This is a genomic window from Hyphomonas oceanitis SCH89 (assembly GCF_000685295.1).
GTDB lineage: Bacteria > Pseudomonadota > Alphaproteobacteria > Caulobacterales > Hyphomonadaceae > Hyphomonas > Hyphomonas oceanitis.
The window spans coordinates 33004-54029 of record NZ_ARYL01000011.1; the positions used below are offsets into that span (position 1 = coordinate 33004).

Genomic DNA, 21026 nt, shown 5'->3' on the forward strand with positions numbered 1-21026 from the left:
CTGACTGAATGATGTGGCGCGTCCCTCTGGGGCGCGCTACACTTTTTTGATGCAGTTCATTCTTGGCATTCTCACCATTCTTGTGGCCATCGGCGTCTGGTCGTGGCGCCTGCGCATGGCGCGGGATGGCGCGCGTGAGGCGGCCGACCTGGCCCGCACGGCGGCCAACCTGCCCCGGCGCCTGGCCTTCAAATACCGCTCCGGACGCAACGGCCTCGACCTGATCGAGGATCCGCGCGAGGCCGCCGCGATCATGATGATGGAGATTGCCCGCGCGCGGGGCGGGCCGTTGACGGACCGTCAGAGCGATGTGATCTCGGAAGAGATGATCCGCCATTTCAGCTTCACGCTGGACGAGGCCCATGAACTCGTCGCGCATGCCGCATGGGTCACCAACAAGGCGCCGCTGCCGCAGGAGACGATGCGCCGGTTGAGCCAGAAGATCGTGGCCGACAAGTATCTCGGTCCCAAGGAAGTGGTCGATCTCGACAGCATGCTTGTCGCCGTCTCCGAGGCGGAAGGCGCGCCGACGAAGGACCAGCTCTCCCTGCTACAGGTGTTCCGCGACAAGGCGGGCCTGCGCACATGACCAGCCTGTCAGTTGCGCGATGCCTGACGGGGTTGTAGGGGCAAAAAGATGAGCCAGACTCTTCCCGCCGCCTATCGCGCCCGTGTCAGCAATGACAATTGGCATAATTATTCGGTTCTGCGTCATGGCGCCTTTGACGGCATGCTGGTCACCTCCAAGAATTCCGGCACGCACTGGCTGAAATACATGCTGGCCATCGCCATTGCCGACACGCACGGTATCGAGCGACCGAAATACTTCTCCGAGAATGCGGTGCGGCCTTATATCGGCTGGCCGAAGGACAAGCCTGTCTTCCCGCAGATCCCGCGTCTTGCGTTCAGCCATACGATCCCGCATCGTCTGGCCGACTGGGGCTGGGCGCGGCGCCTCGCCAGCCTGCCGCCTTATGTGCTGGCCGTGCGCCACCCGATGGCCATTCTCGCCAGCCATCATGCCAAATGGGAATATGACATCCAGGTCGACTGGAGGACCTATCTGGAAGGCGACCCGGCCGGGAAACAGTATCGCTGCGACATCTACTGGCTCGCCCGGTTCTGGAACCGCTGGGGCGATGTGCGCCATGACGCGCCTGGCCTGATCCTCAATGTCCACTATGAGGACACGCTGAAGGATGCCCGCGCCGTGCTGGAAGCCGTGGCCGAGCATTGGTCACTTGACCTGGCGCCGGACGCGATCGATGCGGCGCTGGCGGCTGGCACCAAGTCGGAAATGGCCAAGCATACAGACCCCGAAGCCGAGCCAAACGTGCTGCAGAACCGCAAGACCTCACTCGAAGAGCTGTTCACCGGCCCGGCCATGGACCTTTACCGCAAACAGGTGCGCACCCTGTTCCGGCATGATCTCGGCTACGACCTCTTCACGCCTCCGGCTTGAGCGATCCACTTGAGCGGCCATCCGGCCCGTACTTGATCCACCAGGGTTCGGCCGTGGCCTGTTCTTCCAGTGTCAGGAATTTCGCATCGGCCAGCACGGCGTCGGCATAGGCCTGCGCGGCGGGGCTGAGTGGCAGGCCATAGGTGCGGAAACGCGTGACGACGGGCGCATAGAAGGCATCCGCTGCGCTCCACTGGCCGAACAGGAACGGGCCATCCTCGCCAAAGCGCATGCGCAGGTCGCACCAGAGCGCGTCCACACGCGCAATGTCTCCTGCCAGCGCGGCGGTCATTTCCGGCGTCGCTTCACGGCCGCGAATGTCCATCGGGCAGTCCTTGCGCAGGGCCGGGAAGCCGGCATGCATTTCAGATGCGGCGGCGCGGGCAATGGCGCGTGCGGCGGGGTCTTCCGGCCAGACCTGGCCCGGCTCTGCCCATTCCGCGATCCATTCCGTGATGGCGAGGCTTTCCCACACGGTCTGCCCGTCCCACAGCAGCAGCGGCACCTTGGCCGTCGGGCTGATCTCTTTCAGCTTCGCTGTCGTGTCCGGGAAATCGAGCGGCACGATCACCTCTTCCACCGGCAGGCCGACATGGCGCGCGACCAGCAGCGGCCGGATCGACCAGCTGGAATAATTGAGATTGCCGAGGATCAGCTGTCTCATGCAGGCTTGCCTTCGCCGATGGCCCAGCGGACCTCATTGATGCGCACCTCGCCGAAGACGCCAGCCCTGGAATAGGGATCAGCAGCGGAGAAGGCCTTTGCGGCGTCGAGGCTGTCGGCCTGCAGCAGGAAGACCGAGCCGATCATCGTCTCGCCGTCGTCTGCCAGCAGCGGCCCGGCCATGCGCACATCCGGGCCATTGCCTACGACCCATTCCAGATGGGCGCTGCGCGTCGCGGCGCGCAGGGCGGCGCCGCCGTCTTTCTTGTCGAGGCAGTGAAGGCAAAACAGCGGCATGGGGGTCTCTCCGGGTAGGTTTGAGTGTCGCAACGCCTATGGCATACTGAGGGTGCGCTGCCTACTCTCAGAGCCTTGGCGCGAATATTCACTGAATGAATCATTGATCCTTCAGGATTTGATAGTATGGTTTTCGCATGAATGACACGACAGACACCCGCCAGCAGATCCTTGAAGCCGCCATGGAGCGCATCCATCACTATGGATACGGCAAGACAACCATGTCGGAAATTGCCCGCGACTGCAGCATGTCGGCGGGCAATATCTACCGCTTCTTTGCCTCCAAGATCGACATTGCCGAGGCCATGGCGCGCAAGTTCAACGCCAAGGTTTTCGAGGAATATGCGGCCATCGCCCGCAAGCCTGTCTCGGCCTCTGCCCGCATTCGCGAGTTTTTCGAGATGAGCCTCGACCGCACGTTCACGGCCATTGAAGAAGATGCGAAAATTCTCGAAGTCGCCAATGTGCTGAAGCAGGAGCGCCCGCTCTATTTCAACGAACAGCTGGCCCAGGAGCGCGTTTACCTGGTGCAGATCCTGAATGACGGCGCCCAGACGGGCGAGTTCCGCCCGCTCGACCGGCCGGAGGAAACCGCCGAATACATGCAGGCGGCGCTGATGAAATTCCGTTTCCCTCAGCTGTTTTCGGCCCTCTCCCTGCCGAAACTACAACGCGAACTGGTCGGTGTTCTCGATATTCTTCTGGCCGCGCTTTCCTGTGGCGCAAAGACGCCGGATAGATAACAAATCCTAAACGCTGAATAAAATCGAATTTGTTCATTGATTATTTTTCAGGGCCTGCTATATCAGGGTCATGGAAGACTATGGTGCCTTCCAGAAGACCCTCAATGAGCGATCCAATGACCCTCTCGAAAACCGAAGCCCGCCAATCCCTCTACGCCCTGCTTGCAGCCATTCCGTTCGCCGCTGCCATCCTGGCCGCCACGTTCGCCCTTGCTGAATTTGCAGTGTAGTGGTGCCTGATCAGGCCTTGGCGCCCTTGAGCCCTGTGGCATAAGCCGGATCGCGCGTCGCTGACGCCTCATCCAGCGGCCATCGGGGTCTCGCCCCGGCGCCAAGGTCTCCGATCCCCCCTATCTCGCCGGCGGCCATCCGCTCGGCGCCGACAAGGGCGATCATTGCGGCATTGTCCGTACAGTGCCGCAGCGGCGGCGCGAACAAGTTCCCGCCAAATGCCTTCGCTTCCGCTTCAAGCGCCGCGCGTATCGCCTGGTTCGAGGCCACCCCGCCCGCCACGACGAAGCGCAGGCTTTCCCCTTCACCCGGATCGAACCCCTCAAGTGCCCGGCGCGCCTTGCCGGCCAGCACATCGCAGACGGCTGCCTGGAAACTGGCGCACAGGTCTGCGAGGCGTTCCTCCGTCAGCGGCGCTTCGGCGGCGGCGCGGGCAACGGCGGTCTTCAGGCCCGCAAAACTCATGTCGAGGCCGGGCCGGTTCATCAGCGGTCGGGGGAAGTCAAAGGCCTTCGGGTTGCCGGTTTTTGCGCGCCGCTCCACCGCTGGCCCGCCCGGAAAGCCGAGGCCCAGCAGTTTCGCCGTCTTGTCGAACGCCTCGCCCACGGCATCATCAATGGTCGAGCCAAGGCGCCTGTACTGGCCAAGCCCGCGTACTTCCAGAAACTGGCAATGCCCACCGGAGACGAGCAGCAAGAGGTAAGGAAACGCGCAATCGCCGCCAAGCCGGGGGCTCAGCGCGTGGCCTTCCAGATGGTTCACCGCGATGAAAGGCTTGCCTGCCGCCTGAGCAATCGCCTTGCCGGTCATCATGCCCACCAGCACACCGCCAATCAGGCCGGGGCCGGACGTCGCGGCCACGCCGTCGAGATCTGCGTAGGTGATGCCCGCCTCGCGCATGGCGGCGGCCACCGTCTTGTCCGCAATCTCCGCATGCGCCCGCGCCGCAATCTCCGGCACAACGCCCTGATAGGGCGCATGCTCCTCCAGCTGCGTATGGATCACATCGGCCAGCAGCGTCACCCGCCCACCCTCAAGACGCAGCACAGCGGCCGCGGTCTCGTCGCAGGAGGATTCAATACCGAGAATGGTGAGCGCACGGGTCATGCCGCGCATGTAGGCCCGGACGGGGAGAATGGGAAGGGCGGTGTCATATATGCTGGCCCCACTCACGCCGCAGTCCCGGCAAAAGCCGGGACCTCAGGCAATTGGAGAGCGGTGCCTGCCGCATGAGTCCGCAGCGTTCGCTGAGGATGCGGCGTTATATGAAGGATATTCCTCAGGCGGGCTCGGCGCTCACAGGCAGGAAGGGGCTGATGGCCGCCATGGCTTGGGCAACATATGCCTGTTTCTGGCCGACGGGGGCCACATAATGCATGGCCTCTTCAGCCTCGTGCACCGTGCCGAGGCGCGCGATCATCCACGCGGCAAGATATTGCGAGGCAAGGCAGCCGCCTGCCGTCGCAACATTTCCGTGGGCCACGAAGGGTGCGTCGATCACATTTACCCCGGCTTCGATCACCCAAGGCTTCGTCATGAGGTCGGTGCAGGCCGGAAGGCTTCCGATCAGGCCCAGCTTGGCGAGGAGGAGCGTTCCGGAACATTGGGCGCCAATGATCTGGCGCGCGGGATCAAGCCGAATTTTCGCCAGCATATCCGTATCCTGAGCGATCTCGCGCGTCTTGATTCCGCTGCCGATGAGGACGGCGTCGGCCTCCGCAGTGAATTCAAGCGGCTTCTGGCGCGTGATCCTGACGCCATTCATCGATGTGACTTGGGGCGTCGGCGAAGTGATATGGGCCTTCCAGCCCTTGGCGTGGAGGCGATTCAGGATGCCCGAGGCGATGAAGGAATCAAGTTCATTGAATCCGTCGAAGGTCAGGATGGCGATCTGCATGTTCATCTCCGGGGCACGCTGAACCTGTGACTGAAGCAGGAGATTAGGGCGAAAGCAAGTTAGGGCTCTACGCTCTTTCCCCACCGCCGTGTTCCCGGCAAAAGCCGGGACCTCATGCAATTGAAGAAAGTTTTCACCCGCGAGAGACCCCGGCTTTCGCCGGGGATGCGGCCAAGTTTCACCCCACCTTATCCAACCCCATTCCCGCCCGGCCTATACTGGCCGTCATGACCAATCCATCCGCCTTCGTCAGTCACGGCATTGCCCACGCGCAACGCGCGCTGGCAGGCGTCGCCGCGCTAACGAACGCGCACCTCAACCCTTCAACACTGAAGCGCACGCTTGCCCAGCGCGCCCGCGCCGAACTTGCCCGGCTCGAAATCATTATCCGGCGCCTGCTCGTGCTTATGGCGTTGGGGCTCGTGCTGCCGCCGGTCTCCATTCGGGCATCGTCCGGGCATCATCCGGATACCGAGCGCGTCGAGACGAAAGCCTCCGGCCGCCTCACCGGCCTGTCGCCCCGCGTCATGGGCCCGGACATGGACCGGGATGGGCTCGCCACAGCGACACGCGCCTGCGGCCCCGTTCAGGCCGCGCCTATCCTCGCGCGCCTCGCAGCGCTTCAAGAATTACTCGCCGCCCCCGAAGCCCATGCCAAACGCCTCGCCCGCACGCTGGAGCGTCAGCGCAAGGCGGGCGAAGCGGCCCCCATGGCGCTGCCCATGACCCGCACCCACCGCATGCCGCCCGAACTCGGCGCCATCGCAACCGCGCTGCCGGAATTGCTGCGCAACGCGTTCAAAAGCTGGGAAAGCTCGGGGTAGATCCGACAGTCAATCAGACCATTTTGCCGGGCATCGCAGGATGGTCCGGGCGCACCTGCATCCCGCTAATTCGTACACCCAACGCTCCCCCCGATGGCCCCTGCGCAGGCAGGGGCCCATGGACTGGCCGGGCCTCACAGCGCTTTGGGAACAATCCGGTCCATGGATACCTGCCTCCGCAGGGATCCCCGGGAGGTGAGTGGAATTCTTAAAAGGGCTGATCCCCCCACATCCGTGCTCCCGGCGAAAGCCGGGACCTCAGGCAATTGAAGAAAGGACAAAGCCGCATGAGACCCCGGCTTTCGCCGGGGATTCGGAGGTGGGGGGATGGCTAGTCGTTATCCATCCGCAGCGCGGCAACAAAGGCTTCCTGCGGAATTTCGACCTTGCCGAACTGGCGCATGCGCTGCTTGCCCTTCTTCTGTTTTTCCAGAAGCTTTTTCTTGCGGGTCGCGTCGCCGCCATAGCATTTGGCGGTCACGTCCTTGCGCATGGCCGAGATGGTTTCGCGCGCCACGACCCGGCCACCAATGGCGGCCTGGATCGGGATCTTGAACATCTGGCGGGGGATCAAATCCTTCAGACGTTCGCACATCTGGCGTCCCCGGCTTTCGGCCCGGTCGCGGTGAACCAGCATGGCGAGCGCGTCGACCGGCTCTTCATTGACGAGGATCTGCAGCTTCACGAGGTTCTCGGCGCGGTGGCCGACGATCTCATAGTCGAAGCTGGCATAGCCGCGCGAAATGGATTTCAGGCGGTCGTAGAAGTCGAACACGACTTCGTTGAGCGGCAATTCGTATTTTACCATGGCCCGGCCGCCGACATAGGACAGCTCTTTCTGCACGCCGCGGCGGTCCTGACAGAGTTTCAGGATCGCGCCGAGATATTCGTCCGGCGTGTAGATCGTGGCGTCGATCCACGGTTCGCGGATCTCGGACACTTTCACCACGTCCGGCATGTCGGCCGGGTTGTGCAGCTCGATCTCGGTGCCGTCGGTCATCGTGATCTCGTAGACCACGCTGGGCGCAGTTGCGATCAGGTCGAGGTCGAACTCGCGGCTGAGGCGCTCCTGAATGATCTCGAGGTGGAGGAGGCCAAGGAAGCCACAGCGGAAACCCATGCCGAGCGCGGCACTGGTTTCCATTTCCCATGTGAAGCTGGCATCGTTGAGGCGCAGCTTGCCCATGGCAGCGCGCAAATCGTCAAAGTCGCCCGCGTCCATCGGGAAGAGGCCGCAGAAGACGACCGGCTGCACTTCCTTATAGCCCGGCAGGGCCTTTTCGCAGGGGCGCTTGTCTTCGGTGATCGTGTCACCCACTGCCGTCTCGCCGACTTCCTTGATCGAGGCGACGAAATAGCCGACCTCGCCCGGGCCGAGCGCGTCAGTTTCGGTGAGCTTGGGGTTGAACGTGCCGACCTTGTCGATCTCGTAGACGCCGCCGGTGCGCATCATGCGGATGGATTGCTTGGGCTTCAGCACGCCGTCATGGATGCGCACGATGACCACGACGCCGAGATAGGGGTCGTAATAGGCGTCAACGAGCGCCGCCTTGAGGGGCTTGGTCGCATCGCCGCCGCGCGGGGGCGGCAGGCGCTTGACGATGGCTTCCAGCACGTCGGGAATGCCGAGGCCGGTTTTGGCCGAGGTTTCGACCGCGTCGGAGGCATCAAGGCCGATGACATCCTCGATCTGGTCCTTGACGCGCTGGACGTCAGCGGCGGGCAGGTCGACCTTGTTGAGGACGGGCACGATCTCGTGGTTCTGGTCGATGGCCTGATAGACGTTGGCCAGCGTCTGGGCCTCAACGCCCTGTGAGGCATCAACGATCAGCAGCGAGCCTTCGCAGGCGGCCAGGCAGCGGCTGACTTCATAGGCAAAGTCGACGTGGCCCGGCGTGTCCATCAGGTTCAGCGTATAGGTCTCGCCATCATTCGCCGTGTAATCGAGGCGCACGGTCTGGGCCTTGATCGTGATGCCGCGTTCTTTCTCGATCTCCATCGTATCGAGCACCTGGGCGCTCATTTCACGGTCGGTCAGCCCGCCGCAGGCCTGGATCAGGCGGTCAGCGAGGGTCGACTTGCCATGGTCGATATGGGCGATGATGGAGAAGTTACGGATTTTGTCGCGTGGGGTCATGCTGGCGCATATAGCGGCGCTTGGACCGCACGGGAAGTGGGCATGGACCGCCCCGGTAGCAGTGCAGACTGGCTTTTCGCCTTGAAGCTGCCACATCAATCCCCCAAACAGATTAGGGCAAAGGTGTTAACAGGGGCGAATCGTGGGATTTAAGTCCAATGAGCACTGATACGACTGGCCGGTCTCCGTCTTCCTTGCAGGTTGTCCCCGGACAGGCTGAGCTGAAAGCCACGCAAATTCCAGACGATGAGCAACTGCCCGCCGTGCCGCCCTCTTCGAGCGAGCAGGCGCAGATCCTTGAGCGCCAGTTTGCGCGCCGGATGGAAGCCGTCGACACCCGGTGGAGCCCGCGCCAGACAACCCTGCGCGACCAGCTGCACCACACAAACGAGATCTGGGACGATATCCAGGCCAGCGAAGAGCGCCAGCCGCGCTATTCCTCGCCCTGGTTCTACTGGCCCTTCATGGTTGCGCTGGCTGTCGCCGAAGTGCCGATCAACCGGTTCAGCTTTGAGCTGTTCTTTCAGGAGAGCCCGGCTGTGGCTCTGCTCGTATCGTTCCTCGTGGGCGGCCTTCTGGTCACGCTGGCGCACAGGCTGGGCATGATGATGTGCCGGTTTGGTTATAACAAGAAGCGCAAGAACTGGTGGGGCGAGGTGCTGCAGATCGCGGCTGTCGTCCTGCTGATCGTGGCGCTGGCCTATGGCGTGTCGATCCTGCGGCAGGGCTATCTCGCCTTCATCACGCAACCTGAAATGGGCTTCGGGCAGGCGCTGGAGAACCAGGAATATGGCGGCGCCGCCATCATGGCGCTGAAGGGCGGCCTTGGCCTTGATGGCTGGATATTCCTGCTGATCAACCTCGCCGTTGTCGCGGTCGGCGTCTCGGCGGCGTATTTCTGCCACGACCCGCACCCGGATTTCGAACGCGTGGATCGCAAGAAGCACAAGCTGGAGAAGCAGGCCGCCAAGATGCAGGCCAAGCGCGCCGATGAGGAAGCCGTCGAGAAGCGCCGCTTTGCCAACCAGATGCGCAGGCTCGGCGCCTGAATGAGACGGTTACTGCTGGCAGTTACACTTGTCCTCGCGGGATGTTCGGGATCGTCCGGTAGCGAACCGGGCGCGCAGGCGGCGGGCTATTGCGCCTTTGGCAAGACGTCCTCGCTGTTCCTGATCGACCAGACGACGCCCTATGACGACACGGACCGTTCGGTCATCTCCGAAAGCATCGGCACGGTGGTCGACCAGCTTGGCGCCGGCGACCGGATCGTGCTGGCAACGATTGGCGAGCACTACACCCAGTCGGCCCGCCTGATTAATGCCTGCAAGCCCGGCTGCCCGGACGGGCAGGGCGCGCTTGATTCCATGATGGGCGGCTGCAGCAGCATGAAGGCGCTGGCCGACGAGCGCCAGTTCATGGGCAGCCTCGCGCAGACCCTGCGCCCCGCCGTTGAAGGCTCATCCTCGGCAGATCATTCGGCGATCATGTCGACCATCGCGCAATGGACGCAGGCGCCTCCCGGCGACCAGCCTTTCACCCATGTCTACATTTTCTCCGACATGCTGGAGAACAGCCAGGCCGTGCCCTGGACCGAGTTCCGCTCAATGGCGCCGGATGCGGCCCTGAAAGTGGCCGAGAAGTTCAATTACCTGCCAGCCGTGCGTGGCGCCGATGTGCGCATTGTCGGCTTTGGCCGCTCGCACAATCCCGGCCGTCCGCCGCTGGACCCGGAACTGGACGCGCGCCTGCGGGAATTCTGGGCCGAATACTTCCGTGAAGGCGGCGCATCGGTGACATTCGAAGGCGCAATCCGGAACTGATACGGAATTGGACGTAATGGCGCGGTGCGCTAAGCCTGCTAAGGAAGATACATGCCGGAGGAGATTACATGCTGCTGCGCCCCCTACTCGTGCTTGCCCTTGCGGGCAGCGTGCTGGGCGCCTGCGCCCGGCTTCCGGCCGAGCCGGTGACCGAAATGGCAGATGGCATGCTCTATGCGGGCATCGAACAGGATGGCAGTGCGGTGACCATGACCGTCGGTCAGACCCTGCGTATCGAACTCGAAACCATCCCGACCGCTGGTTATGTCTGGGAGATCGTGGACAAGCCCGATTTCCTTGACCTCGTGGCCGAAAACACACGCCCGACCCATCCGGAAGTCCAGAACCAGGAAGGCTTTACCGGCGGCAATCATTTCATGTCGTTTGACCTGAAAGCCACGGCGCCCGGCAAGGCAACGATCAATATGCTGAACCACCGCCCTTGGGAGGGAGGTGACGAGATCGGCAAGTGGCGGATAGACGTCACGGTCACACCAGCGCAATAAGGCCCCATGGCAGATACCCAAACCTCTTCGGCTCCGCGCCTCGGCATAACGGATGACGGCTATCTCACCGATTGCTGGTATCTCGCCGCGCCCTCGACCGAGCTGAAGGAAGGCAAGCAGCACCGCATCATGATGCTGGGCGAGCCGGTCGTTGTCGGTCGCACACCTGCGGGCGAGGCCTTTGCGCTGCGCGATATCTGCCCGCACCGGCTGGTGCCGCTCTCGGCCGGCAAGCAGCTGGAGACCGATGGCGAGTGGACGCTGCAATGCCCTTATCATGGCTGGCGCTTTGGAACGGATGGCGGCTGCAAGCTGATGCCGAGCCTGACCGAAGACAGCACGTACGATGCCTCAAGAGTGAAAGTGCGCCGCTATCCGGTGCACGAGGCCAATGGTGCGGTCTTCATTTATATCGCGCATAATCCGCGCGTTGACGCGCCGCCCGCCGTACCGCCGCCTGATTTCGGTCCCTTGCCGGACAAGCCCGGTTTTGTCATCCATGACGTGTTCAATGCGCATATGGATGATGCCGTGGTCGGCCTGATGGACCCGGCGCATGTGCCCTTCGTGCATAATCAGTGGTGGTGGCGCCCGCCCTCTGTTGGCCTGAAGCTGAAAGAGAAACAGTTCGTACCCGCGCTGCGCGGCTGGGCGATTGACCGTCACCAGCCTTCATCGAATTCACTGCTCTATCGCTGGGTTTTCGGCGGCAATGTCGAAACCGAGATCATCTTCCAGCTGCCCGGCTTTCGCTGGGAGATCGTCTCGAACGAGACCGCGCGCCTGCTGACGCTGACCTGCCTGACACCGGAAGGCCCCAAGCGTACACGCATCACCCAGTTCACCTGGTGGACAGGCGCGCCGCTCCTGCGCCTCGCTGTGCCCATCGCCAAGCCGGCGGGCCGCAAGTTCCTGCGTCAGGATGGCGACATGGTCGACCTGCAAAATCAGGGCATGGCGCACCAGAAGGCGATGCTCTGGATCGACGATATCGACGTGCAGGCCAAATGGTATCAGCGCCTCAAGCGCGAATGGGTCGAAGCCCGCTCGGAGGGGCGTGAGTTCACGAACCCGATCGAGCCGCGTGTCCTGCGCTGGATGAGCTGACGCCGCCCGCGCGGAACCAATTCTGCCATCATCGCGTTTTACATTCAGCCGCTCGGATAACTGAAGCGGACCCATTTGACAGCGCGATATCCCTGAACCACCGCGCGCGTCCTGCTACGAGGATACACCTATGAAGACCCTGCTCCTGACGACGATTGCTGCCAGCGCGCTTTTCCTGGTGGCCTGTTCCGACAAGACCGAAACCGTGACGGAAACGCCGGCGGTAACGCCAGCTGAAACGGTCGAGACGATGCCAAGCGAAACGGCCGCAACGCCGGTTGAGCCGATCGCCCTCCCAACACTGGTCGACGTGCTGGGCTCCAGCCCCGATTTCTCGACGCTCGTCGCCGCCATTGGCGCGGCTGATCTGACCGAGACGCTTTCCGGAACTGGCCCCTACACGATCTTCGCGCCCACCAACGAGGCTTTCTCCGCGATGGACCCGGCCATGCTGGAAGACCTGATGAAACCTGAGAACAAGGCCAAGCTGGTCACCGTGCTCAGCTATCATGTCGTGCCCGGCAAACTCAGCTCGTCTGACCTCGCCGGCAAGTCCGTGCCGCTGGCCTCGCTGAACAACAAGGACATGCTGATCGACGGCACCGGCGACGCCCTGATGGTCAACACCGCCACCGTGAAGATGGGCGATATCGAAGCTTCGAACGGCGTCATCCACGTGATCGACACGGTGCTGCTGCCCCGCTTCGAAGAATAGGCATTCCAGCCTGATCTAATTTTGCGACCGCGCCTCACGTGAGGTGCGGTCGTTTTAGTTTGAGTTCATTCGTATGGGCCGGTTCTGGAAGTAAAATCAGAAAGCAGATGTCGACTCCTGAAAGTTATTCTGTAACAATTTGGACCTTCTTGTGGGGGCCGGTGTGCGTTTTCGAGTGATATCAATATCTGTGGTTCTTGCATGTATGTTTGGCCAGGTGTCATGGGCCGATCAGTGTGAAGCGAAGTTGAGCAAAACCGAGCCCTATCAGTCCCTCCGAAACGAAACGAGCGAGTTCGTGGCGTCCGATGCGCCGCTGGAGGCCAAACTGGATGCCATCGTCACCCTCGAAGCCACCGGGTTGAACTGCCGTGAGCTGATTGATGCGGCGATCATGCGGATGACGGCCTATGAGGGGGCGGGCCAGTATACTCTGGTGGCCGAAACAATCGAGCGCATTTTCGCGACTGGTGAGCTAACAGCTCTTCAGGGGCATTTCGCATGGATGATAATTCGGCTGCTCATCCGCAGCGATAACGCAGTGGCTGCTGAGCCTTATGTAGATTACCTATACGAATCTGTCGGTAGTCGTTACGAGGCAATGGATGAGGGGCAACATTCACTGTGGCGGTATGTCGATGCCTATCACAAGGTAGGGGCAAGTGAAAAAGCGATCCGCCTTGCCCAAGACCTGTGGGTCGTAAGGGTGCCACATCCGATTCAGAAAATGAGTGAATCAGCACAAACATATGCGAGTCATTATGGCGATTCTGATGCAGAGGCAGACGTACACAAATTGTCGGACGTTTTCCGGGCTGCTGATCGAGGGGATATCGCAGACATAATTGAGACCGAGTGGTACGCTCTTTGGATAGACGAGTGCGAAAAATATAGACTCAGTATTTCAACTCCGATGCATTGTGGAATAAGTCGCACTATCGGTTCCATTCCAGAGTTGATTGATATGTTCGAGGCGGGTGATCGGTAGTGGTATAGCGCTTGATGCACAGCTGATTGGTAATCGCTTTGCATATCCGCAGGAACAAATGGGGAAAATGCAAGCTGTCATTAACCTCGCTGCCTGATAGGGTAGGCGCCATGACAGCGACGATTCGTATCCTCGGGATTGATCCGGGCCTGCGCCATACCGGCTGGGGCGTGATCGAGCAGACCGGCGCCCGGCTGCAGCATGTGGCCCATGGCATCATCTCGATTGATCCGAACCTGCCCATGTCGGAACGCCTCGGCGGCATCTTCGAGGCGGTGGGCGAACTGGCGCGCCATCACGCGCCGCATGCCTCCGGCGTCGAGGAAACCATCGTCAACGCAAACCCCCGTTCAGCCCTGAAACTGGGCCAGGCGCGCGGCGCGGCCATGGCAGCGCTGGCCATGGCGGGCATAAGCGTGGCCGAGTTTGCCCCGCGCAAGATCAAGCTCTCGGTTGTGGGCACCGGCACGGCCGACAAGACGCAGGTCATGTTCATGGTCAAACGCCTGCTCCCCCGCGCCGGGGAGATGAAGGAAGACGCGGCCGATGCGCTCGCCTGTGCCATTTGCGCCGCGCACCATATGCCACTGGAGATGAAGCGGGGCGCTGCATGATTATCGGACGCCTGACCGGAACGATCGCGGCCATGGGGCTCGATCATGTGCTGATCGACGTCAACGGCGTCGGCTATGTCTGCCAGGCGGGCACGCGCCTCTTGAGCCGCGTCCATGCGGGCGAAAATGCCGTGCTGCACGTCGAGACCAAGGTTTCCGAGGCGGCGATCACGCTCTATGCCTTCGGAACGGACGAAGAACGGGCATGGTTTGTCCGCTTGCAGGACGTGCATGGGGTGGCGGGTAAGGCCGCAATGGCCATTCTTGACGCGCTGACGCCCGCCGAACTGATGGATGCCATTGCGCTCGGCGACGCCAAAGTGCTGGAGCGCGCCAAGGGCGTCGGCAAGAAACTGGCGGAACGGATCGTGCTCGATCTCTCCGGCAAGGCGCCCCCCATGGGCCGGTTCGGACGCTTCGATGCGGCGAGCGCGGCCGGCATGGCAACAGCGCCTGCTGCCGCCGCCACGACAGGCCCGCGCTCCGAGGCGATCTCGGCGCTGGTCAACCTTGGCTATACGCAGGGCGATGCAGCGCGGGCCGTTGCGGCAGCAGCTTCGACAACGGATGACAAGGAGGTCGGCCCGCTGGTAAAGGCGGCGCTGAAGGAACTGTCGCGATGAAATACATTCAGAACCGCAAGACCTATCATGTTCCGGAACAGGAACTCTTCTTCATTGCCGATCACCCGGAAAAGCCTGTCGGCACGCGCGAAATCGACAATATCATGGTCGAGACATCGCGCAGTGGCCGCAATTCCATGGGCGTCATTAATCGCGATGTGCAGGGGTCCGGCTCGATCCTCGTCAACCTGACGGACATCCTCGCCGCACGCGGCGAAGAGACGATGACCATCTGGCTAAAGAACGGGGATCGTCTGGAAGATGTGCCAATCTCGCAGCTGACACTGAACACCCTTGTGCGCGAGTTCGGGAGCGGAGAGCCGGCATGAGCCGCGAGGGTGAACTCTCCGATCCCAACGCGCAGGGCGGCGACGCGCTGGACCGCGCGCTACGTCCGCAGACCTTCGACGATTATGTCGGCCAGCGCAAAGCCAAGTCGAACCTGAAAGTCTATGTCGACGCCGCGCGCGGGCGCAGCGAGGCGCTCGACCATGTACTGCTGTTCGGCCCGCCCGGCCTCGGCAAGACAACACTGGCGCAGATCCTGGCGCGGGAAATGGGCGTCGGTTTCCGGGCAACGTCCGGCCCGGTGATTGCCAAGGCGGGCGACCTCGCCGCGATCCTGACGAACCTCGAGCCGAACGACGTTCTGTTCATTGACGAAATCCACCGCCTGCCGGCCATCGTGGAGGAAATCCTCTACCCGGCGATGGAGGATTATGCCCTCGATATCGTGATCGGGGAGGGGCCTTCGGCGCGCTCTGTGCGGCTGGACCTGTCGCCCTTCACGCTGGTCGGTGCGACGACGCGGGCAGGCCTCCTGGCGACGCCTTTGCGCGACCGGTTCGGCATTCCGCTGCGGCTCGAATTCTACGAGCCGGAAGAGCTGGCGCGCATCGTCATGGCGGCGGCGCGCAAACTGGGTGCGGCAATTACCGAAGATGGCGCGGTCGAAATTGCCAGCCGCGCGCGGGGCACACCCCGCATTGCGCTGCGCCTGCTCCGCCGTGTGCGAGACTTTGCCGAGGCCGAGGGCGCGAAGATCGATTCGGCTGCTGCAGGCCGCGCCCTGAAGCGGCTGGAGATTGACCAGGACGGGCTGGATTCGCTCGACAGGCGCTACCTGCACGCGCTGGTACACACCTATGCGGGCGGCCCCGTGGGCGTAGAGACACTGGCCGCTGCGCTGTCAGAGGCGCGCGATGCGGTGGAAGACGTGATCGAGCCTTACCTCATGCAGAAAGGCTATGTCGCCCGCACCCCGCGCGGACGCACGGCAGCGCCACTTGCGTATGAGCGGCTCGGCCTGCCCGTTCCCGGCGGTGTCCAGTCCGGCCTTTTTGGAGAGAAGTGATCTGATGGAAGCTCTGCAAGGAAGCTGCTTTTGTGGCGCGGTGGCCTATGAAGTGGAAGGGCTCGGGCCCGTCGGCCATTGCCATTGCAAGACATGCCAGAAGACGCATTCGGCCGCTTTCGCCACAACCGCGCGCGCATCACGCGCTGGCTTTCGCTGGACGAAGGGCGCCGATGTCGTTGCGGGCATTGAATCCACGCCCGGGAAAACGCGGCACTTCTGCCCGAAATGCGGGACGCATATGATGGCCGAATGGCACGATCAGGATGCGGTGATCGTTCGTGTCGGGAGCCTCGATTCCCCTCTGCCATCCAAGCCCGTGGTGCATATCTGGACGAGCCAGAAGGCCGACTTCTTCGACTTCGAGGACGGCCTGCCGCGCCTGCCTGAAGCTTTTCCGAAACCGGCTTAAGTCTGTTCCTTCTGCTGCATGCGCCAGAGCAGGCCGATGAAACCGCCCTTTATGCGCGGCAGCAGGAACAGAACTGCGCCAATCGCGAACGCGCCAAGCGCGATGAGACTGATCCAGAGCGGGGCTGGCGATTTCATCGATACCATGAACGAGAGCGGCGCCAGCACGGGCCCGAGGATCAGCACAGTCAGCCAGGGCGGGCCGTCTTCGGCGCGGATCAGGCCCGTCGGTTCGCCACAATGTGAGCAGGCCGGTTCCTGTCGCAGGTAGCCCGAGAAGAGGCGGCCCTTGCCGCAGGCGGGGCATCGTCCGCGCAGGCCGCGCAGGATGGGTTTCAGGCCGGGATCAGTTGGTTGGGTCATTGGCGTCTCCGGCAGATGTTTCCTGCTTTGCACGTCATACAGTTGCTGACCAGTCAGGCTTGCAACCGAACACATCATGGCTGCGTATAGGCCACAGGAGACCTTATTCATGATCAAGCATCTGCTAACCGCCTCAATCGCTAGCCTCGTCCTCACGGCTTGTATGAGCCAGCCCGACTATCGCGCGCAGGAAACTGCGCCGCCGACCGTGCCGAATGTCGATCTCGATCAGTATGCGGGCCTCTGGTACGAGATCGCCCGATATCCCAACAGTTTCGAGAAGGATTGCGCCGGCGTGACGGCCGAATATGCGCAGCGCGATGATGGCCGTATCAGTGTCACCAATACGTGCCACAAGGGCAGCCCGGAGGGGAAAGTGAAAGTCGCCAATGGCGTCGCACGCGTCGTTGAAGGCTCCGGCAATGCGCGCCTGAAAGTGAAGTTCGCGCCGTCCTGGGTACCGTTCGCATGGGGCGATTACTGGATCCTGCATCTCGAGCCGGACTATTCGGCTGTACTCGTGGGTGACCCAAGCGGCAAATATCTCTGGATCCTCGCCCGCGATAAAACGCTGGACGCTGACACGCTTGCCCGCATCAAGGCCCGCGCCGAGGCGCTCGGCTACAAGACCGACCCGCTGGTGATGACGGATCAGGGGTGATCTGCTAACGCGATTGGCATGACCCTGCCTGTACTCGACGACAAGAATTTCGATGCGGACCGCCAGCACTGGATCAGTGTGCGCGTCTATTACGAAGACACCGATTTCACCGGCATGGTCTACCACGCCAATTACCTCCGCTTCTTTGAGCGGGGGCGGTCGGACCATTTGCGTGATGCAGGCATTTCGCATCAGTCGCTGCTCGACCGACCCGACCCGGCGGCCTTCACGCTGACCAATGTGAACGTCGCCTACAAGCGGCCAGCGAAGGTGGATGACCTCCTGCATATTCGCACGCGTTACCTCGGTATGGATGGGCCGCGTATTCGCTTTGAACAGGCCTGCCTTCGCGATGGCCAGATCATCGCGGAAGCCGAGATTACGGCCGTAATGATCCATGCCGATGGGCGCCTGAGGCGGCCAATCCGGGAAGTGGCTGAATATCTGGACGCTTTTGTCTGGCGGACATAGCGCTGTAACTATTCGATTTATTGTCAAGAATTGAGTGGCGCAGTCGTTGCGGCAGCCATTTTCCCACGTTTGGCACTTGCATTTAGATATATCGAAAACTATTTTTGATTTCGATATATCTAAAAGGAGCATCAATGAACAATAGAGACAACGAAGACAGAATGGTTCTGTCAGGCGAGCTTTTGGACAATGACGACATCTTTGGCAGCCACAGGCGCCGGGAAAGAGGAGAGAACATGCACGGACATCACAGGCACGGTCGGCACGCCCGCTGGCATATGAAAATGGCTATGGGCGGCCGACACGGCCATGGACGCGGTGGCATGGGACGTCGCGGCGGACGCCCGCTGGGGCATGGCGACCTGCGCCTGCTGATCCTTAGCCTCATCAATGAAACCCCGCGCCACGGCTATGACCTGATCCAGGAAATCGAGACGCGCACCGGCGGCACCTACAAGCCGAGCCCCGGTGTCATCTATCCGGCGCTTGAGATCATCCAGGACCTCGGCCTGGCTGAAGTGCGCACCGAGGATGGCAAGAAGACCTTCCATATCACCGATGAGGGCAAAGCCGAACTGGAGCGCGAGGCCGCAACGGTCGAGGCGATCCATGAACGGCTGGCAGACCTGCTCAAGGCGGAGGAGGACGTTGATCCGACAGACGTGCGCACCGCGATGCACCGGTTGCGCCATGCCATCATCAAGACCGTGCGTCACAAGATGGCTGACGAAGCGCGCCAACGGCGGATCGTCGAAATCCTGAATGCGGCGAAAGACGAGATCGACTCGCTAGACTAGGGCTTTTCCGTCAAGACACCTGCATGCGGGGCTCCGGAGGGTGCCCCGCAATGTATTTGGCGGGATCTAGAAACTGATTTCAGCCGACAGAGGCAGGTGATCGGAGAGCTGAAGGGGCAGGCTGCGGCGCTCTTCGAGGCGAACCGCGTCGGAATAGATGATGTGATCCAGGTCGCGATTGGGGCGCCAGGAAGGATAGGTCGGCATCGGCGGCTGGTCGGCAATTTGCGCGCCGACGGACCCGGCGAAGCTCTCCAGCTGAGTGGAACTGTTCGTACAGTTGAAGTCTCCGACGACCAGAAAGGCCTTTTTATGGGGCAGGTGTGTGCCAATGGCCTCCAGTTGCAACGCCTGGTCATTGCGACCGAGGCTCAGGTGTAAGTTGGCGACCGAAATCCCCCGTCCCACCTGTACATTGGCGATCAGACAGCCGCGTCCTTTCACGCGGCCCGGAAGCTTGAAATCATGTATATGAGACAGTTCGTACCGACTGAGGATGGCGTTTCCGTGCAGCGAGATGCCAGGGATGGTGCGGTTCTGCTGCTTGGCGACGTGGTTGTGGCCGGACAGCATGGCAATGCGCTCGGCCTGACATGCGAATCCCGACCGCCTGCCGCCCAAGTCGACCTCCTGAAGGCAGACGACATCATGTTCGGAGACGATTTCGGCAATTTTTTCCAGCGTGGATTGCTTGGCACTGGTATTGAACACCTGATGATGCGCGCGTGTCAGGTAATGTGAATATCGTGCAGTGCCGATGGCGGCCTGGATATTCCATGTCAGGATCCGGAGTGTCTGTGTCATGGCCTTCATATGCAGTCTGGAACAGGTGGTTCCATGCAGCGTTGGGCGCTAGAAACTGAAGGGGACGGCCTTGCTGCCAAGTTCATTGGTCTTTGCGCTCCATATCGTGATCGCTGTCGCGCTCACCTTCCGCCTGCTTTACCGCAAGCTGGCCGTCAGCACGACGCTGGGATGGATCATCATCCTGTTTGCCATTCCTTATATAGGCATCTTTTTCTATTTTCTGTTCGGCGATCACAGGATGGGCCGCAAACGGCTGCATCAGAGCGCCTGGGTGCGCAATTTTTACCAGAAACGTTATGGCATTGATGATGATGGCGGCGCCGCCGAGGAGCTGGACGTCTCAGACGCCTTCCGCGCCATGAGCGAAAGCATCGCCGCAGATTCCGGCTTCCATGTCACACACAATAACCGGGTCGAGATGCTGGAAGATGCCGGCGAGATTCTCGACCGGCTGGTGGCCGATATCGATGCGGCGACCAACACCTGCTATCTCGAATTCTATATTGTCGAGCCGGAAGGCCGGGTGACAGCTGTGATGGAAGCGCTTGTGCGGGCGTCGAAGCGCGGCGTCGACTGCAACCTTCTGGCTGACCATTTCGGCAGCAAGGCCCTGTTCCGGTCAAGCTGGCTGCAACGACTGAGGCAGGCCGGGGTGGATGTCGAAGCGTCGCTCCCCGTCGGCCTGATCAAGTCGCTGTCGCAACGAACCGACCTGCGCAATCACCGCAAGCTGATCGCGATCGACCAGCAGATTGGCTATGTCGGCAGCTTCAACTTGGTCGACCCGCGCTTCTTCAAGCAGAACAAGGCGGTCGGCGAATGGGTCGACATCATGTTCCGGCTGGAAGGCCATATCGTCGATTCCCTCGGCGTCGTGTTCAACGCCGATTACATCTTCGACACGGTCGGGCTCGATATTGATCGCAAGGCGCTTCGCGACCTGCCGACCGACCATCCGCGCGAGACGGCGCCGGGCGATGTGGCGCTGCAGCTCTTGCCCTCGGGCCCTGAAATCCATGACTCGCTTATCCATGAATGGGTGGTCTCGGCCATCTTCGCGGCGCGCAAGCGTGTCTCGATCATCACGCCCTATTTCATACCGGACGAGACACTGACCCTGGCGCTGAAGGCGGCGCAGAAGCGCGGCGTGGCCGTGGACATCATTGTACCGGAGCGCATTGATTCCCGCATGGCGCAGTCGGCGAGCGAGTCGGTCTTCTCCGAGCTGCTACGCGCGAACATCACGATCATGCGCTATCAAGATGGCCTGCTTCACACCAAATGCGTGCTGATTGATGACAAGGTTTCCATGGTCGGCACGGTGAACATGGATACGCGCAGCTTCTACCTGAATCTCGAGCTGACCCTCATCGCCTATGATCGCGGGCTGAACCGGGATATGGATGCCCTGCGCGAACGGTATCTGGCCAATTGTGTGCCGCTGACGCACGAAGAGTGGACAGCAAGGCCGCGATTCAGGCGCCTTCAGGAGAATGTCCTGCGACTGGCCGCCCCACTCCTCTAGATACGAATCG

27 protein-coding genes are annotated in these 21026 nt (G+C 61.7%); 20 read left to right on the forward strand and 7 right to left on the reverse strand.

The features are described 5' to 3' along the window. The first annotated feature begins 49 nt into the window (after positions 1-49). Complete coding sequence (locus HOC_RS08585; protein WP_035537591.1) at positions 50-589, forward strand: hypothetical protein; 540 nt, start codon at positions 50-52, stop codon at positions 587-589. Between the two features lie 48 nt (positions 590-637). Beyond that, positions 638-1462, forward strand: coding sequence for a sulfotransferase family protein (locus tag HOC_RS08590; protein WP_035537592.1), 825 nt, complete (start codon positions 638-640; stop codon positions 1460-1462). Here HOC_RS08590 and HOC_RS08595 read toward each other — a convergent pair. Both HOC_RS08595 and HOC_RS08600 read right to left on the reverse strand, forming a co-directional pair. Further along, positions 1446-2126 (reverse strand): glutathione S-transferase family protein, encoded by a 681-nt coding sequence (locus HOC_RS08595; protein ID WP_035537593.1) that lies wholly within the window; start codon positions 2124-2126, stop codon positions 1446-1448. The two genes, HOC_RS08590 and HOC_RS08595, sit on opposite strands and share 17 nt — an antisense overlap. Then, positions 2123-2422 (reverse strand): YciI family protein, encoded by a 300-nt coding sequence (locus HOC_RS08600; RefSeq protein ID WP_035537594.1) that lies wholly within the window; start codon positions 2420-2422, stop codon positions 2123-2125. Before HOC_RS08600 ends, HOC_RS08595 begins: the two co-directional genes overlap by 4 nt. Before the next feature lie 137 nt (positions 2423-2559). Between HOC_RS08600 and HOC_RS08605 the strand changes: the two genes are divergently transcribed. Continuing rightward, the gene (locus HOC_RS08605; RefSeq protein ID WP_035537595.1) at positions 2560-3165 is read left to right on the forward strand and encodes a TetR/AcrR family transcriptional regulator; all 606 of its coding nucleotides are present in this window, start codon (positions 2560-2562) and stop codon (positions 3163-3165) included. 104 nt (positions 3166-3269) lie between these two features. Beyond that, positions 3270-3395, forward strand: a complete 126-nt coding sequence (locus HOC_RS22810; RefSeq protein WP_277813045.1) for a hypothetical protein — start codon at positions 3270-3272, stop codon at positions 3393-3395. Between the two features lie 10 nt (positions 3396-3405). Here the strand turns inward: HOC_RS22810 and tsaD are convergent, their stop codons facing one another. Next, a complete protein-coding gene (gene tsaD, locus HOC_RS08610; RefSeq protein WP_156950439.1) occupies positions 3406-4512 on the reverse strand; it encodes a tRNA (adenosine(37)-N6)-threonylcarbamoyltransferase complex transferase subunit TsaD in 1107 nt (368 codons plus the stop codon). A gap of 163 nt (positions 4513-4675) precedes the next feature. Beyond that, entirely contained in the window at positions 4676-5293 is a 618-nt protein-coding gene (locus HOC_RS08615; RefSeq protein WP_035537597.1) for a DJ-1/PfpI family protein, read from the reverse strand. A gap of 227 nt (positions 5294-5520) precedes the next feature. Here HOC_RS08615 and HOC_RS08620 point away from each other — a divergent pair, with 227 nt between their 5' ends. Then, a complete protein-coding gene (locus HOC_RS08620) occupies positions 5521-6117 on the forward strand; it encodes a hypothetical protein (protein ID WP_035537598.1) in 597 nt (198 codons plus the stop codon). A gap of 331 nt (positions 6118-6448) precedes the next feature. Here the strand turns inward: HOC_RS08620 and lepA are convergent, their stop codons facing one another. Continuing rightward, on the reverse strand, positions 6449-8254 hold the full coding sequence (gene lepA / locus HOC_RS08625) for a translation elongation factor 4 (RefSeq protein WP_035537599.1): 1806 nt from the start codon (positions 8252-8254) through the stop codon (positions 6449-6451). Positions 8255-8412: 158 nt separating this feature from the next. On the opposite strand from lepA, the gene HOC_RS08630 reads away from it, so the two are divergent. The 11 genes from HOC_RS08630 to HOC_RS08680 all read left to right on the forward strand — a co-directional run bounded on the left by HOC_RS08630 (position 8413) and on the right by HOC_RS08680 (position 16393). Beyond that, a complete protein-coding gene (locus tag HOC_RS08630; protein WP_156950427.1) occupies positions 8413-9303 on the forward strand; it encodes a hypothetical protein in 891 nt (296 codons plus the stop codon). After that, on the forward strand, positions 9304-10074 hold the full coding sequence (locus HOC_RS08635) for a hypothetical protein (protein ID WP_035537601.1): 771 nt from the start codon (positions 9304-9306) through the stop codon (positions 10072-10074). It abuts the gene before it with no gap. A gap of 68 nt (positions 10075-10142) precedes the next feature. Further along, the gene (locus tag HOC_RS08640) at positions 10143-10580 is read left to right on the forward strand and encodes a protease inhibitor I42 family protein (RefSeq protein ID WP_035537602.1); all 438 of its coding nucleotides are present in this window, start codon (positions 10143-10145) and stop codon (positions 10578-10580) included. A 6-nt stretch (positions 10581-10586) separates the two neighbouring features. Beyond that, complete coding sequence (locus HOC_RS08645; RefSeq protein ID WP_035537603.1) at positions 10587-11687, forward strand: aromatic ring-hydroxylating oxygenase subunit alpha; 1101 nt, start codon at positions 10587-10589, stop codon at positions 11685-11687. Positions 11688-11817: 130 nt separating this feature from the next. Continuing rightward, a complete protein-coding gene (locus HOC_RS08650) occupies positions 11818-12402 on the forward strand; it encodes a fasciclin domain-containing protein (RefSeq protein WP_051624667.1) in 585 nt (194 codons plus the stop codon). A 247-nt stretch (positions 12403-12649) separates the two neighbouring features. Further along, positions 12650-13390: a hypothetical protein gene (locus HOC_RS08655; protein WP_156950428.1), complete on the forward strand. Its 741-nt coding sequence runs from the start codon at positions 12650-12652 to the stop codon at positions 13388-13390. Positions 13391-13500: 110 nt separating this feature from the next. Further along, positions 13501-14004: a crossover junction endodeoxyribonuclease RuvC gene (ruvC, locus tag HOC_RS08660; RefSeq protein WP_035537607.1), complete on the forward strand. Its 504-nt coding sequence runs from the start codon at positions 13501-13503 to the stop codon at positions 14002-14004. Next, positions 14001-14627, forward strand: coding sequence for a Holliday junction branch migration protein RuvA (ruvA, locus tag HOC_RS08665; protein WP_199285879.1), 627 nt, complete (start codon positions 14001-14003; stop codon positions 14625-14627). Before ruvC ends, ruvA begins: the two co-directional genes overlap by 4 nt. Further along, positions 14624-14956: a hypothetical protein gene (locus tag HOC_RS08670; protein WP_035537609.1), complete on the forward strand. Its 333-nt coding sequence runs from the start codon at positions 14624-14626 to the stop codon at positions 14954-14956. Before ruvA ends, HOC_RS08670 begins: the two co-directional genes overlap by 4 nt. Continuing rightward, positions 14953-15981 carry a Holliday junction branch migration DNA helicase RuvB gene (ruvB, locus tag HOC_RS08675; RefSeq protein ID WP_035537610.1) on the forward strand — a complete coding sequence of 343 codons (1029 nt, stop codon included), beginning with the start codon at positions 14953-14955 and terminating at the stop codon, positions 15979-15981. The genes HOC_RS08670 and ruvB overlap by 4 nt, the downstream gene beginning before the upstream one ends. A 4-nt stretch (positions 15982-15985) precedes the next feature. Then, entirely contained in the window at positions 15986-16393 is a 408-nt protein-coding gene (locus tag HOC_RS08680; protein WP_156950429.1) for a GFA family protein, read from the forward strand. Here HOC_RS08680 and HOC_RS08685 read toward each other — a convergent pair. Then, entirely contained in the window at positions 16390-16755 is a 366-nt protein-coding gene (locus HOC_RS08685; RefSeq protein ID WP_035537611.1) for a DUF983 domain-containing protein, read from the reverse strand. The two genes, HOC_RS08680 and HOC_RS08685, sit on opposite strands and share 4 nt — an antisense overlap. Positions 16756-16864: 109 nt before the next feature. Between HOC_RS08685 and HOC_RS08690 the strand changes: the two genes are divergently transcribed. The 3 genes from HOC_RS08690 (at position 16865) to HOC_RS08705 (ending at position 18684) form a co-directional block, all read left to right on the forward strand. Next, complete coding sequence (locus HOC_RS08690; protein WP_035537613.1) at positions 16865-17416, forward strand: lipocalin family protein; 552 nt, start codon at positions 16865-16867, stop codon at positions 17414-17416. A gap of 18 nt (positions 17417-17434) precedes the next feature. Then, positions 17435-17887: a YbgC/FadM family acyl-CoA thioesterase gene (locus HOC_RS08695; protein ID WP_035537615.1), complete on the forward strand. Its 453-nt coding sequence runs from the start codon at positions 17435-17437 to the stop codon at positions 17885-17887. Positions 17888-18021: 134 nt separating this feature from the next. Further along, a complete protein-coding gene (locus HOC_RS08705) occupies positions 18022-18684 on the forward strand; it encodes a PadR family transcriptional regulator (RefSeq protein WP_084146223.1) in 663 nt (220 codons plus the stop codon). 66 nt (positions 18685-18750) lie between these two features. Here HOC_RS08705 and HOC_RS08710 read toward each other — a convergent pair whose 3' ends face one another. Further along, positions 18751-19488, reverse strand: coding sequence for an endonuclease/exonuclease/phosphatase family protein (locus tag HOC_RS08710; protein WP_084146231.1), 738 nt, complete (start codon positions 19486-19488; stop codon positions 18751-18753). A gap of 70 nt (positions 19489-19558) precedes the next feature. Here HOC_RS08710 and cls point away from each other — a divergent pair, with 70 nt between their 5' ends. After that, a complete protein-coding gene (gene cls, locus HOC_RS08715) occupies positions 19559-21016 on the forward strand; it encodes a cardiolipin synthase (protein ID WP_035537620.1) in 1458 nt (485 codons plus the stop codon). The last annotated feature ends 10 nt before the right edge of the window (positions 21017-21026 follow it).

Coding starts and splice junctions, on each gene's coding strand:
- HOC_RS08600 (WP_035537594.1), bottom strand. CDS start 2,422: ATGCCGCTGTTTTGCCTTCACTGCCTCGACAAGAAAGACGGCGGCGCC.
- HOC_RS08710 (WP_084146231.1), bottom strand. CDS start 19,488: ATGACACAGACACTCCGGATCCTGACATGGAATATCCAGGCCGCCATC.
- HOC_RS08590 (WP_035537592.1), top strand. CDS start 638: ATGAGCCAGACTCTTCCCGCCGCCTATCGCGCCCGTGTCAGCAATGAC.
- HOC_RS08680 (WP_156950429.1), top strand. CDS start 15,986: ATGGAAGCTCTGCAAGGAAGCTGCTTTTGTGGCGCGGTGGCCTATGAA.
- HOC_RS08705 (WP_084146223.1), top strand. CDS start 18,022: ATGAACAATAGAGACAACGAAGACAGAATGGTTCTGTCAGGCGAGCTT.
- HOC_RS08640 (WP_035537602.1), top strand. CDS start 10,143: ATGCTGCTGCGCCCCCTACTCGTGCTTGCCCTTGCGGGCAGCGTGCTG.
- HOC_RS08595 (WP_035537593.1), bottom strand. CDS start 2,126: ATGAGACAGCTGATCCTCGGCAATCTCAATTATTCCAGCTGGTCGATC.
- HOC_RS08695 (WP_035537615.1), top strand. CDS start 17,435: ATGACCCTGCCTGTACTCGACGACAAGAATTTCGATGCGGACCGCCAG.
- HOC_RS08620 (WP_035537598.1), top strand. CDS start 5,521: ATGACCAATCCATCCGCCTTCGTCAGTCACGGCATTGCCCACGCGCAA.
- HOC_RS22810 (WP_277813045.1), top strand. CDS start 3,270: ATGAGCGATCCAATGACCCTCTCGAAAACCGAAGCCCGCCAATCCCTC.
- HOC_RS08690 (WP_035537613.1), top strand. CDS start 16,865: ATGATCAAGCATCTGCTAACCGCCTCAATCGCTAGCCTCGTCCTCACG.
- HOC_RS08630 (WP_156950427.1), top strand. CDS start 8,413: ATGAGCACTGATACGACTGGCCGGTCTCCGTCTTCCTTGCAGGTTGTC.
- HOC_RS08605 (WP_035537595.1), top strand. CDS start 2,560: ATGAATGACACGACAGACACCCGCCAGCAGATCCTTGAAGCCGCCATG.
- HOC_RS08670 (WP_035537609.1), top strand. CDS start 14,624: ATGAAATACATTCAGAACCGCAAGACCTATCATGTTCCGGAACAGGAA.
- HOC_RS08635 (WP_035537601.1), top strand. CDS start 9,304: ATGAGACGGTTACTGCTGGCAGTTACACTTGTCCTCGCGGGATGTTCG.
- HOC_RS08645 (WP_035537603.1), top strand. CDS start 10,587: ATGGCAGATACCCAAACCTCTTCGGCTCCGCGCCTCGGCATAACGGAT.
- ruvA (WP_199285879.1), top strand. CDS start 14,001: ATGATTATCGGACGCCTGACCGGAACGATCGCGGCCATGGGGCTCGAT.
- HOC_RS08685 (WP_035537611.1), bottom strand. CDS start 16,755: ATGACCCAACCAACTGATCCCGGCCTGAAACCCATCCTGCGCGGCCTG.
- HOC_RS08585 (WP_035537591.1), top strand. CDS start 50: ATGCAGTTCATTCTTGGCATTCTCACCATTCTTGTGGCCATCGGCGTC.
- ruvC (WP_035537607.1), top strand. CDS start 13,501: ATGACAGCGACGATTCGTATCCTCGGGATTGATCCGGGCCTGCGCCAT.
- ruvB (WP_035537610.1), top strand. CDS start 14,953: ATGAGCCGCGAGGGTGAACTCTCCGATCCCAACGCGCAGGGCGGCGAC.
- HOC_RS08650 (WP_051624667.1), top strand. CDS start 11,818: ATGAAGACCCTGCTCCTGACGACGATTGCTGCCAGCGCGCTTTTCCTG.
- HOC_RS08615 (WP_035537597.1), bottom strand. CDS start 5,293: ATGCAGATCGCCATCCTGACCTTCGACGGATTCAATGAACTTGATTCC.
- tsaD (WP_156950439.1), bottom strand. CDS start 4,512: ATGCGCGGCATGACCCGTGCGCTCACCATTCTCGGTATTGAATCCTCC.
- lepA (WP_035537599.1), bottom strand. CDS start 8,254: ATGACCCCACGCGACAAAATCCGTAACTTCTCCATCATCGCCCATATC.